The sequence below is a fragment of the Thalassobaculum litoreum DSM 18839 genome (genome assembly GCF_900102465.1).
Taxonomy (GTDB): domain Bacteria; phylum Pseudomonadota; class Alphaproteobacteria; order Thalassobaculales; family Thalassobaculaceae; genus Thalassobaculum; species Thalassobaculum litoreum.
This window is the reverse complement of sequence record NZ_FNBW01000002.1, coordinates 360,547-372,485: the sequence shown is the minus strand read 5'-3', so window position 1 is coordinate 372,485 and position 11,939 is coordinate 360,547. Positions and strand designations below refer to the sequence as shown.

Below are 11,939 nucleotides of genomic sequence, written 5' to 3'. Positions count from 1 at the left end.
GGCGCGAGGATAGCTCACGCTTTCGTGAGGGAGGAAATCCATGAGCTTTGCCCTGACCGCCGCCCAGGAAGAGTTGCGCGCCAAGGCCCGCGATCTGGCCGAGACCGTGATCGCGCCGCGCGCCGCCGAGGTCGACCGCAGCGAGCAGTATCCCTGGGACAACGTGAAGGCGCTGACCGAGGCCGGCTTCATGGGCATGACCGTGCCGAAGGAACTGGGCGGCGCGGGCCACAGCTTCCTCGACGTGGTGCTGGTCATCGAGGAGATGGCGGCACAATGCGGCGTCACCGGCCGCATCGTCGTGGAAGGCAACATGGGCGCGATCTCCGCGCTCCTCCAGTACGGCAGCGAGTGGCAGCGCAGGATCGCCGCCGAGCATGTGCTGTCCGGCGACAAGCTGGCGATCTGCATCACCGAGCCCGATGCCGGCTCCGCCGCCACCCAGATGACAACCCGCGCCGACCGGAAGGGCGACGCCTACGTCCTGAACGGCAAGAAGCACTGGATCACCGGCGGCGGGGTGTCGAAGCTGCACCTGATCTTCGCCCGGGTGTTCGACGAGAGCGGCGAGGAACTCGGCATCGGCGGGTTCATCGCCTTCCGCGACGAGGACAAGGGGCTGGTCATCGGCACCCGCGAGCCGACCATGGGCCTGCGCGGCATTCCCGAGACCGAAGTGCTGTTCCAGAATCTGGAACTCTCCGCCGACCGGCTGGTGATGCCGCCGAGCGGGCTGAAGCGCGGCTTCGCCGACCTGATGAACGCCTATAACGCCCAGCGAGTCGGCGCCGGCACGGTGGCGCTGGGGCTGGCCGAGGGCGCCTATCGCCGGGCGCTGACCTTCTCCAAGGAGCGCGAGCAGTTCGGCCGGCCGATCGCCGAGTTCCAGGGCCTGCAATGGATGCTGGCCGACATGAGCGTGCAGGTGGAAGCGGCCCGTGCCCTGATCTGGCGGGCGGCGGCGACCGAGGGCACCAACGGCAGCCCGTTTCCGGATAGTCTGGCGGCGGCCCAGTCGAAGATCTTCGCCTCGGAGATGGCGATCAAGGTGACGACCGACGCCCTGCAGGTGTTCGGCGCGCGCGGCTATTCCCGCAACTACCCGATGGAGCGGATCCAGCGCGACGCCCGGATGTTCACCATCGGCGGCGGCACGGCCCAGATCCTGCGCACGGTGGTCGCCTCGCGCCTGCTGGAGCGCAAGCTGCCGCAGACTCGCGACGGCCACCACAAGCTGGCCGAGGCCGAGCAGGCCGCCCGCATCCAGGCCGCCGAATAAACGCCGCCATATAGCCGCCGCCATACAGCCGAGGACTCCCATGACCGAGATGGTGCGCGCCGCCGACCTGCTCGCGCGGCGCCTGTACGAAGCCGGTTGCCGCTACGCCTTCGGCATCCCCGGCGGCGAAGTGCTGACCATCGTCGACGCGCTGGAGAAGGCGGGCATCGAGTTCCGCCTCGCCAAGCACGAGAACGCGGCTGGCTTCATGGCCGAGGGCGTGCACCACATGACCGGCGCGCCCGGCATTCTGGTCTGCACCGTGGGTCCGGGGGCGGCGAACGCGGTCAACGTCGCCGCCAATGCCGAGCAGGACCGGGTGCCGCTGATCGTCATCACCGGCTGTGTCGACGAGGACGAGACGGTCACCTACAACCACCAGGTCTTCGACCACCAGCAGATCTTCCGCCCGATCACCAAGGCGAGCTTCCGGGTCAGCGCCGGCGCGATCGACGCCCTGGCCGACAAGGCGGTGGCCATCGCCCTGGACCAGCGTCCCGGCCCGGTGCATCTGGATCTGCCGATCGCCGTCGCCGCCGCCGAGGTGCCCGTCCCCGCGCGGCCGATCCGCCGGGTGCCGGACATGGCCGCCGTGCCCGCGGCAGGCCCCGACCTCGAGACCGCCTGCGCGTGGCTGGCCGAGGCGGAGAAGCCGGTGATGGTCGTCGGCCTCGACGTGGTGACCCAGGGTTGCGCCGACGAGGTTCGGGCCTTCGCCGAACGGTTCGCCATCCCGACGGTCGCGACCTACAAGGCGAAGGGCGTGGTGCCCGACGACAGCCCGCTGTCGCTGGGCGGGGCCGGGCTCTCCCCGGTCGCGGACAAGCAGATCCTGCCGCTGCTGAAGCAGGCCGACCTGATCCTGCTGGCCGGCTACGATCCGATCGAGATGCGGGTCGGCTGGCGCGATGTCTGGGACCCGGCGGAACAGCGGGTGATCGACATCACCGCGGCGCCCAACACCGCTTATATGCACCAGGCCTCCCTCGCCTTCGTCGGCCATGTGGGCAAGACCCTGTCGGTAATCGGCGACCGTGTGACGGCGAAGCCGACCCGCTGGCCGGGGGGAGAGCCGGCGGCGGCCCGTCAGGCCCTGGCCGGCGCCTATGGCCAGAACGAGGCCTGGGGTCCTGCCGCCATCGTGACCACCGTGCGCAAGGCGCTGCCGCGCGACGGCGTGATCACCGTGGACAGCGGCGCCCACCGCATCCTGGCGAGCCAGGTCTGGGAGAGCTTCGTGCCGCATGCGGTGCTGCAATCCACGGGGCTGTGCACCATGGGCTGCGCCCTGCCGCTGGCCATCGGCGCGAAGATGGCGGCACCCGATCGTGGGGTGGTCGCCTTCACCGGCGATGCCGGGCTGGAGATGATCCTGGGCGAGCTGGTCACCCTGCGTGACGCCAAGGTGCCGGTGGTGGTCGTGGTCTTCGTGGATGCGTCCCTGGCGCTGATCGAGCTGAAGCAGCGCGCGATGACCTATGCCAATGCCGGGGTGGACTTCCCCGAGACCGACTTCGCCGCTCTGGCGAGGGTGCTCGGCGGCCGCGGCGTGGTCTGCGAGGACCGGGAAAGCCTGGGGACGGCAGTGAGCGAGGGTCTGAAGGCTGACACCTTCACCGTCTGCGCCTGCCGCATCGATCGCAAGAGCTACGACGGCCGGATTTGACGCGGGGGGACGCTCACCCTTCGGTTCAAATTTCGTCATCCCGGCCAAACCCGGACTTGATCCGGGATTGGGCCGGAACCCAGCACCGGAGACCGACATGTCCGATCCCGTCTGGACCGAAGACACCAGCGCCGCCTTCCGCGACCTCGCCCACTACGCCGTGCCGGAGCGCGAGCTGCAGGTGGAGACGATCCTCTCCCTGATCCCGCAGCCCGATGGTGCGGCCCTGGCGATGGATATCTGCTGTGGGGCGGGTGGGCTGACGGCGGCGATGCTGGAGCGGATTCCGACCCTGCGGGTGCTGGCGCTGGACGGGTCGCAAAGCATGCTGGAAACCACCCGGACGGCGGCCGGCAGGGACGCGGAGCGGCTGGACGCGGCACTCATCGACATCGCCGACACGGCCTGGCGAACGCCTCCCGAGCCGTTGCACGCGGTCGTTTCGTCGCTGGCGATCCACCATCTGGACGGGCCGGGCAAGCAGCGGCTCTTCGCCGACATCCATGCCGCGCTGAAGCCCGGCGGCGTGTTCGTCATGGCCGATCTGGTCGAGCCCGTGACGGCGGCGGGTCGCAGGATCGCCGGCGATGCCTGGGACGCCGAGACCCGCCGCCGGGCGCTGGACACCGACGGCACGCTGGGCGGCTACGAGCGGTTCGTGGCCGAGGACTGGAATTACTACCGCCTGCCGGGGCCGGACCCGTTGGACAAACCGTCGAGCGTGACGGACCTGCTCGACTGGCTGCGCGGCACGGGGTTCCAGGGCGTCGACCTGCACTGGATGAAGGCCGGCCACGTGATCATGAGCGGGGTCCGGGGCTAGGACCCGGTTCTGTTGCGCGTTCACCGTCATCCCGGACAAGACCGGGCTCGACCGGGGCTTGGGCCGGGACCAAGGGTTTGTTCGGCTGGGTCCCGGCCGACCTCCGGGTCAAGCCCGGAGCTCACCGGGATGACAAAGGTAGGAGTGATAAGGGCGTTATTCGCTGGGCCGCGTCGCCAGCAGGTGGTGCATCTCACAGGTCATCACCACCTCTTCGTTCTGGTTCTTCGTCGTATAGGCCAGCTTCACCCGGCCGAACGGGCGGGACGAGGAGGGTATCAGCTCCATCACCTCGGCCGTCGCCGACAGGGTGTCGCCCGGACGCACCGGGCGGGGCCAGCGCAGGTTGTCCATGCCGGTGCCGCCGACATTGGTCTCCTGATGCGGGCCGGCCTGCCAGATCAGGCGGAAGGTCAACGCCAGGGTATGGAAGCCGCTGGCGATCAGGCCGCCGAACATCGTCGCTTCCGCATCCGGCTTGGAAACGTGGAACGGCTGCGGGTCCCATTTGAAGGCGAAGTCGACGATCTGGCTTTCGGTCACCGTCACCCGCTGGCCGGTGAGCACGTCGCCGACCTGGAAATCCTCGAAATACTTCTTCTCGCGCACGCGGCCTACTCCATCAGGGCGTCGAGGCTCTTCAGCCCGTTGCCGGTCATCACCACCACCGTGTCCTGGTCCGGGGAAATCGTCCCGTCGGCGACGAGCTGGTCGTAGCCGGTGGCGGCGAGCGCGCAGGACGGCTCCACCAGCGCGCCCTTGGACGCCAGCATGCGGACCGCCGGCAGGATCTTCTCCTCGGCGACGGCCACGGCTCCGCCGCCGGTATCCCGCAGGGCGGCGACGCATTCGGCCGTGCGCACCAGCTTGGCGGCGGCCACGCCCTCGGCGATGGTGGGCTGCGGGGTGAAGTCGACCGGCGTGTCGGCATTCGCCACGAACGCCCGGACCAGGGCGCCGACATTGGCCGGCTGGGCGGCGAACAGGCGCGGCACCCGGTCGATCTCGCCGCGCCGCTTCAACTCGTCGAAGCCGATCCGGCAGCCCAGCAGGTTGGAGCCATAGCCGACCGGGATCACGATGTTGTCCGGCACGGTGAAGCCGGACTGTTCCCAGATCTCGTAGGCCAGAGTCTTCGTACCTTCGATGAAGAACGGCTGCCAGTTGTGGGAGGCGTAGAACACGCCCGCCTCGGCCAGCTTCAGCGCCTTGGCAGCCACGTCCTGGCGGGTGCCTTCGACCAGCTCGACCACGGCCCCATAGGCCCGCATCTGCGCCACCTTGGCGGCAGAGGTCCTGGCCGGCACCAGCACCGTGCATTTGATCCCCGACGCGCCGGCATAGCAGGCCAGCGAGCCGGCGGCGTTGCCGGAACTGTCGAGCATCACCTCGCTGATGCCGTGGGCTTTCAGGTAGGCGACGAGCACCGCCATGCCGCGGTCCTTGAACGAGCCGCTGGGCATCAGGGATTCCAGCTTCAGGCGGACATTGCCGCCCTCCAGCGCCATGGGGATCAGCGGGGTGCAGCCCTCGCCCAGCGGCACCCGGGACGCCTTGTCGACCCGGATCGCCGCCGCGTAGCGCCACAGCGAGCGCTCGGTCGTGTCGATGTCGCCCCGGCTCAGGCCCTCGCCCTCGGTGAGGTTGACCGGCGCCCCGGTTTCGGGGCACCGCCAGATCGGCGTGTCGACCGGATAGCGATGGGCGCCGTCGCGGGTGACATAGGCGGTCAATTCTGGCGCGCTCACTTCACGGCAGCCGCGATCGCATCGCCCAGATCCTTGGTCGCCGCCTGACCGCCGATATCCGGGGTCTTCGGGCCGGCCTCGGACAGCACGGTTTCGATCGCCTTGACGATGTCGTCGGCCGCCGCCTGATGGCCGAGATGCTCCAGCATCATCGCCCCGGACCAGATCTGGCCGATCGGGTTGGCGATCCCCTTGCCGGCGATGTCCGGAGCGGAGCCGTGCACCGGCTCGAACATGGAGGGATAGTCGCCCTCCGGATTGATGTTGGCCGAGGGCGCGATGCCGATGGAGCCGGCCACGGCCGGGCCGAGATCGGACAGGATGTCGCCGAACAGGTTGGAGCCGACCACCACGTCGAACCAGTCCGGATGCAGCACGAACTGCGCGGTCAGGATATCGATGTGGAACTTGTCGGTGGCGATGTCCGGGTATTCCTTGGCGATCGCCTCGAAGCGCTCGTCCCAGAACGGCATGGTGTGGATGATGCCGTTCGACTTGGTGGCCGAGGTGACCTTCTTCTTGCCGACCCGCTGGCACAGGTCGAAGGCGTAGCGCATGACCCGGTCGCAGCCCTTGCGGGTCATGACCGTCTCCTGCATGGCCATCTCGTTGTCGGTGCCCTGGAACAGGCGGCCGCCGATCTCGGAGTATTCGCCCTCGTTGTTCTCGCGCACGACCCAGAAGTCGATGTCCTCGGGGCCGCGGCCGGCCAGCGGGCACTTCATGCCCTTCATCATCCGCACCGGGCGCAGGTTGATGTACTGGTTCATCGACCGGCGGATCGGGATCAGCAGGGACCACAGGGAAACGTGATCCGGCACGCCGGGGAAGCCGACGGCGCCGAGGAAGATCGAGTCGTGGGTCTTGAGCTGCTCCAGCCCGTCATCAGGCATGAACTTGCCGGTCTTGTGGAAGCGCTCGCAGCTCCAGTCGAACTCGGTGAAGTCGTACTCCAGGCCGTGCTTGGCGCCGACGGCCTCCAGCACCTTGATGCCCTCGGGCACGACTTCCCAGCCGATGCCGTCGCCCGGAATCACCGCGATCTTCAACTTCTCGGCCATGCCGCCTGTCCTCCCGCGTGTCGATTGGCTCTCTTAAGACCTTGTCCGCGGTTATAGAGGGCAGGCGTTGGCGGCGGAAGGGGGCGACTCACACCCCGATATTGTCGATCAGCCGGGTTTCGCCCAGACGGGCGGCGGCGAACAGGCGGGCCGGACGGATGACCGGATCGGTGCCGGTGAGGGCGGCCAGGGTCTCGGCGTCGCGCAGCTCGATATAGTCGATCGGCCCGAAGCCCTCGGCGGACAGGGCGGCGATCGCATCGGCGCAGGCGGCGGAGATGTCCCCGTCGCCTGAGCGGATGCGATGGGCCACCTTCACCATCTCCTGGTGCAGCCGCGGCGCCTGGGCGCGTTCGGCGGCGGAGAGGTAAGTGTTGCGCGACGACAGGGCGAGCCCGTCGGCCTCGCGCACGGTCGGGCAGCCGATGACGTCGATGGGTATGTCCAGATCTGCGGCCATGCGGCGGACCACCAGGAACTGCTGGAAGTCCTTCTCGCCGAAGAACGCCTTGTCGGCGCCGGACTGCAGAAACAGCTTGGCGACCACCGTGGCCACCCCGTCGAAGAAGCCGGGGCGGGCGATGCCGTCGAGACAGTCGGTCAGGTTGGCGACGGAGACCGTGGTGGCATGACCCGCCGGGTACACTTCGGACGGGATCGGCGCGAAGACCGCATGGGCGCCGACGTCGCGCAGGGCGGCCAGATCGCTATCCCAGGTGCGCGGATAGGTGTCCAGATCCTCGCCCGGCGCGAACTGCTTCGGATTGACGAAGATCGACACGATGGTGCGGTCGCAGACGTCCTGGGAGGCGGCCACCAGGCTCAGATGCCCGGCATGCAGGGCACCCATGGTGGGGACGAGGCCGACCGATAGTCCCGCGCGGCGCCATGCGGCGACGAGGGAGCGGAGATCGGCAATTGTGCGGGCGACGACCGGCTCATCCTTCGGCGAGCGGGAGGCGGCCCCGGGGGCGGGGGTCTGGGTCATGGCGCCGGTCTATCAAACCGGTCGGCGGGCGAACAGTCTCCGACTGCGCATGACGTGATGCCCCGTTCCGCATACCGCCCCCGCATACCGCCCCGACACTGGCCGGGGCGGATGCGACGGGGTGTTGCCGCTCAGTGGTGCGGCTTGGCGGCGGGCGGGTTCAGATAGGCGCCCAGCGCCCGAAGGCCGATGATGGGCAGCCGGAACAGGCCCACGACACAGCGCCGGACTTCCTCGGCGCGCATGCGCTCGCCGCGGCGCATGTGCATGCGGATCACGGCGTCGTCGATCACGGCGACCGGCTTGGTGAGAGGGGGGACAGAGGCGCTGCTGGCCGAGGCTTCGCTAGCATTGCGGCCGGACAGCCACTCGTTTTCCTGCGCGGTATAGGGATGCATGTGGATCACCTTGGTGTGTTGGCAGACGTCCACCTCCCGGATCTAGGCTTCTTATTGCTCCCCTGACCATCGTTTCTCGACGGCTCACGCGATTACGTCCTGACGCTGAAGATAGCCTCTTTGCTGCGATGCACAAGGGAAATTGTGCATCGCAGCAAAGGTCAGTGATGCAGACCTATTTTGCAGTTTTGTGTCGGTCGCACGTTCGGCTTGTCACGATGCGCCGGTGTGGCTATCAATCGGTGTCCCTGATGCCGAAGAAAGAAGGGGGAAGCCGGTGCTCTACCAGCGCTTCCATGACCGTACCCGAGGACCTGTCCACGCCCCGCGCCTGATCTCGCGGGGCTGACCGGGAAACGCATCGCCGTCTCATCCGTCAGCCTCTCCGGCGCGCGTGTCGCGCCATCCTGACTTCCGATGAGACCGTCATGTCCCTGATCGCCGTCAAAGACCTTTCCCTGATTCGCGCCGAGCCCCTGTTCGCCGGGCTCGACCTCTCGATCGCCCGGGGCGACCGCCTCGGCCTTGTCGCCGCCAACGGGCGCGGCAAGTCCTCCCTGCTGCGCATCCTGGCCGGCGGGGAGGACGCCACCACCGGCGGCGTCACGCGCTCCCGGGGGCTGGTTGTTGCCTTCGCTCCCCAGGATCCGCCCGAGCGCCTGCTGTCCCTCAGTCTGTACGATGCGGTGCGCGACGCGCTCGCGCCGGAGATCGCCGACACGGAAAGCTGGCGGGTGGATATCCTGCTCGAGGACCTCGCCGTGGAGCAGGCGACCCGGGACACCGCAGTCGGCCGTCTGTCCGGCGGGTGGCAGCGAACCATGCTGCTCGCCCGCGCGGCGGTGGTCGAGCCGGACCTGCTGCTGCTGGACGAGCCGACGAACCATCTGGATATCGGTCGCATCGGCGTGCTGGAGCGGTTTCTGGCCGGCCTGCCGCGGGATTGTGCCGTGGTGGCGGCCAGTCACGACCGCGCGTTTCTCGACGATGTGACCAACCGCACCCTCTTCCTGCGCCCCCAGGAGAGCGCCGATTTCGCCCTGTCGTACACCGCCGCCCTGCACGCGCTGGAGGAACGCGATGCCGCCCGCGACCGGCAGTTCGAGAACGACATGCGCAAGGTGAAGACCCTGCGCCAGCAGGCGGCCAAGCTGAAGAACATCGGCATCAACTCCGGCTCCGACCTGCTGGTGGTGAAGACCAAGCAACTTTCCGACCGGGCCGACCGGCTGGAGGAGCGGGCTCGCCCCGCCCATCACGAGCGCTCCGCCGGCAACATCCGCCTGACCGCAAGCGGTACCCATGCGAAGGCTCTTGTCACGGTGGAAGGGGCCGAGATCGCCACGCCGGACGGACGCGTGCTGGTGAAGATCGGCAAGGCGCTGATCAAGAATGGCGACCGGGTGGCGCTGCTGGGTGAGAACGGCAGCGGCAAGACCCGGCTGGTCGAACGGATGCGGGCCGCCCTGTCGGACGCGGACCCGCAGATCCGCGGCGCGGCAAGCCTCAGGCTCGGCTATTCGAACCAGGCGCTGTCGCAGCTCGACGGGTTCGCCACGCCGTGGGAAGCGGTCAAGCAGTCCAGCGGGCTGAGCGACCATGTGGCGCGTTCGCAACTGGCCGGGGCGGGGATCGGCGTCGATGCGCAAACCGCCCCCATCGCCCGTCTGTCGGGCGGTCAGCGGGCGCGGTTGGCGATGCTGCTGCTTCGTCAGACGGAACCGAACTTCTTCCTGCTGGACGAGCCGACCAACCACCTGGACATCGAAGGGCAGGAGATGCTGGAGGAGGAACTGATCCGCCACCAGGCCGCCTGCCTTCTGGTCAGCCACGACCGCGCCTTCGTGCGGGCCGTCGCCACGCGGATCTGGGTGATCGAGGACAGGCGGCTGGTCGAGGTCGACGATCCGGATCCGGTCTTCGACCGGCTGATGGCCGGATGATCCGGTGCCGTGGGAACCGGGCGGCCGGGAGACGGCGCCACCGGGTCCCGTTCCGGGGCGCCTGTCATCGGCCCCGATGCGGGCGACGAAAGCGGCCCGGATGCGGTCGATCCGGTTACGCGCGTTGACAATGTGGCGACAGCGCGACGATAAGTGGTGGCGGAGGTTGCGGCTTCGCGCCGCGGCCGGGGGCCCGTAGTTCAGCGGTCAGAACGCGCCGCTCATAACGGTGTTGTCGCAGGTTCGAATCCTGCCGGGCCCACCATTTCCAGGGTGGCCCGGCTATCGGGCGTCGGACCTTGCGGGGGCGGTTCGCCCCGCCGTGTGGCAGCGCCGGTCGAGGTAGCCCCTCACAGCATCAGGCAGCCCGGGCAGGGCAGGTTGCGGATCGGCAGAACGATCGGCTTTGCGCCGTCGATGAATTCGGTGTCGGTGCTCGGCGCGGCGGTCGGACGGCGATACAGCGTCGCGCCGTAGACAGACGTCACCACGCCGTCCTCCGCCATCGGCAGGGCCAGGCGCTCGGTGTGCAGGGGATACATGCCGGCCCGGTAGAGCGGCCCCACCGCATAGTGGATCGCCGGGGTGTCGATCACCTCGCTCAGGGCGAGGTGCATCTCCGTCTCGTGGTCCTTGAACAGGTCGTCCACGTAAATGTCCGCCACGCGGCGGTTGAACAGCGCGCGGATCTGCTCGCCGGCCAGCAGGAACTTGTAGCGGCCGGTGCCGGGCTCGCGCTGAATGATCCAGAAGCGGCTCAGCAGGGACGGGACGCGCGTCGGGTCGAAATCCTTGCGCTCGGGCACGCGGCCGTCGACGTACAGCGTCAGCCAGTACCGCAGGAACCCCTTCAGCGTGTCGTCGCCGAACCTGGGAAAGGCCGCCGGGATGTCGCCGCGGTCGCACGCGCAGGCAGGCACGTATTCTCCGAGGGGCAGCTTGCGGCCGGCGCACAGCTCCCCACACTGAAGGTTATTGGTCCCAGGGTTCGGCACCTGCACATCCTCCAATCGCGATCTGTTGTGGACCGTAAGGGCCAAGTCATAAGAACTAATTAATTTAAATTGCTGCATATTCGTTACCGTCGAATCCCGCCCAGCGGAAATGGGGCGCGCGCGCGTTAAGCCATTGATGGGGAGCCAGGTTGGCTCTACGGATGGTAAAGCCCGCCTCAATGCCTCCCGGAACGGGCCGGACTTCTTCGGAGTTGACGCCCATGGCCTTCCCCGACCGCCAGACCCTCGACCTCGACCATGGCCGCATTTCGTACCGGCAGGCGGGATCCGGACCCGATCTGGTCCTGCTGCACGGCCTCGCCGGAAATTCCCGCACCTGGGAGGAGCAGATCGAAGCGTTTTCCGGCTCGTGGCGCGTGACCGCGTGGGATGCGCCCGGATACGGGCTGTCCGACACGGTCGCCCCGACCGCGGACGCCTATGCCGCGACGCTGGCGGCACTGGTGGACGCGCTGGATCTGCCGACCTTCGTTCTGCTCGGCCATTCGATGGGCGGCGTCGTCGCCGGACGCTTCGCCGGCACGTATCCCGGCCGGCTGCGCGCGCTGGCCCTGTCCTGCACGCTGCTGGGCCGGCGCCAACCGGCGGGCACGCCGCTCAGCGAGCCCTATCTCGCCCGTCTGACGGAACTGGAAACCCTGCCGGCACGGGAATACGGCGCGCGGCGGGCGAAGAGCATGGCGGCGCCGGGCTGCGCCCCGGAGATCATCGAGCGTCTGACCGGCATCGCGGCGGAGACCCGGCGCGAGGGGCTGGCGGAGGCCATGCGCCTGATCGCCGAGGCCGACAACGCCGACGCCCTGGCCGCCCTGTCGCTTCCGGTCCTGGTCCTGACCGGGGAAGAGGATCGCACGGTCACCCCAGATCTGAGCGGCGCTCTGCTGGATGCCCTGGCGCGCGGGTCGGCGCGGGTTCGCACCGCCGTCCTGCCGAGGGTCGGCCACGCGCCGTATCTGGAGGACACCGCCGCCTATAACGCCGCGCTGAAGTCCTTCCTCGACGGCCTCTGATCGCGTT

Annotated in this window: 11 protein-coding genes and 1 tRNA gene; 6 read left to right on the top strand and 6 right to left on the bottom strand. The window is 68.6% G+C overall.

What is annotated here, in order from left to right; all coding sequences use genetic code 11:
* Positions 1–40: 40 nt before the first annotated feature.
* The 3 genes from acdA to BLS34_RS04920 all read left to right on the top strand — a co-directional run bounded on the left by acdA (position 41) and on the right by BLS34_RS04920 (position 3,768).
* Entirely contained in the window at positions 41–1,279 is a 1,239-nt protein-coding gene (gene acdA, locus BLS34_RS04930) for a 3-sulfinopropanoyl-CoA desulfinase (RefSeq protein WP_093148580.1), read from the top strand.
* A gap of 40 nt (positions 1,280–1,319) precedes the next feature.
* Positions 1,320–2,945 carry a thiamine pyrophosphate-binding protein gene (locus BLS34_RS04925; protein WP_093148577.1) on the top strand — a complete coding sequence of 542 codons (1,626 nt, stop codon included), beginning with the start codon at positions 1,320–1,322 and terminating at the stop codon, positions 2,943–2,945.
* Between the two features lie 97 nt (positions 2,946–3,042).
* Entirely contained in the window at positions 3,043–3,768 is a 726-nt protein-coding gene (locus tag BLS34_RS04920) for a class I SAM-dependent methyltransferase (protein ID WP_093148575.1), read from the top strand.
* Positions 3,769–3,924: 156 nt separating this feature from the next.
* On the opposite strand, the gene BLS34_RS04915 is transcribed toward BLS34_RS04920, so the two are convergent.
* The 5 genes from BLS34_RS04915 to BLS34_RS04895 all read right to left on the bottom strand — a co-directional run bounded on the left by BLS34_RS04915 (position 3,925) and on the right by BLS34_RS04895 (position 7,996).
* Positions 3,925–4,377 (bottom strand): MaoC family dehydratase, encoded by a 453-nt coding sequence (locus BLS34_RS04915; RefSeq protein WP_093148572.1) that lies wholly within the window; start codon positions 4,375–4,377, stop codon positions 3,925–3,927.
* Between the two features lie 5 nt (positions 4,378–4,382).
* Entirely contained in the window at positions 4,383–5,516 is a 1,134-nt protein-coding gene (locus tag BLS34_RS04910) for a threonine synthase (RefSeq protein WP_245701915.1), read from the bottom strand.
* Positions 5,513–6,577, bottom strand: coding sequence for a tartrate dehydrogenase (locus tag BLS34_RS04905; protein ID WP_028793739.1), 1,065 nt, complete (start codon positions 6,575–6,577; stop codon positions 5,513–5,515). The genes BLS34_RS04910 and BLS34_RS04905 overlap by 4 nt, the downstream gene beginning before the upstream one ends.
* Before the next feature lie 88 nt (positions 6,578–6,665).
* Complete coding sequence (panC, locus tag BLS34_RS04900) at positions 6,666–7,565, bottom strand: pantoate--beta-alanine ligase (RefSeq protein ID WP_093148567.1); 900 nt, start codon at positions 7,563–7,565, stop codon at positions 6,666–6,668.
* Between the two features lie 131 nt (positions 7,566–7,696).
* Positions 7,697–7,996 (bottom strand): hypothetical protein, encoded by a 300-nt coding sequence (locus tag BLS34_RS04895; RefSeq protein ID WP_093148565.1) that lies wholly within the window; start codon positions 7,994–7,996, stop codon positions 7,697–7,699.
* 395 nt (positions 7,997–8,391) lie between these two features.
* Between BLS34_RS04895 and BLS34_RS04890 the strand changes: the two genes are divergently transcribed.
* Entirely contained in the window at positions 8,392–9,906 is a 1,515-nt protein-coding gene (locus BLS34_RS04890) for an ABC-F family ATP-binding cassette domain-containing protein (RefSeq protein ID WP_093148563.1), read from the top strand.
* Positions 9,907–10,095: 189 nt separating this feature from the next.
* Positions 10,096–10,171: transfer RNA gene (locus BLS34_RS04885), tRNA-Ile, on the top strand.
* An 85-nt stretch (positions 10,172–10,256) separates the two neighbouring features.
* Here BLS34_RS04885 and BLS34_RS04880 read toward each other — a convergent pair.
* Positions 10,257–10,826, bottom strand: a complete 570-nt coding sequence (locus tag BLS34_RS04880) for a PAS domain-containing protein (RefSeq protein WP_028793743.1) — start codon at positions 10,824–10,826, stop codon at positions 10,257–10,259.
* Positions 10,827–11,122: 296 nt separating this feature from the next.
* Between BLS34_RS04880 and BLS34_RS04875 the strand changes: the two genes are divergently transcribed.
* Positions 11,123–11,932 (top strand): alpha/beta fold hydrolase, encoded by an 810-nt coding sequence (locus BLS34_RS04875; RefSeq protein WP_175474097.1) that lies wholly within the window; start codon positions 11,123–11,125, stop codon positions 11,930–11,932.
* The last annotated feature ends 7 nt before the right edge of the window (positions 11,933–11,939 follow it).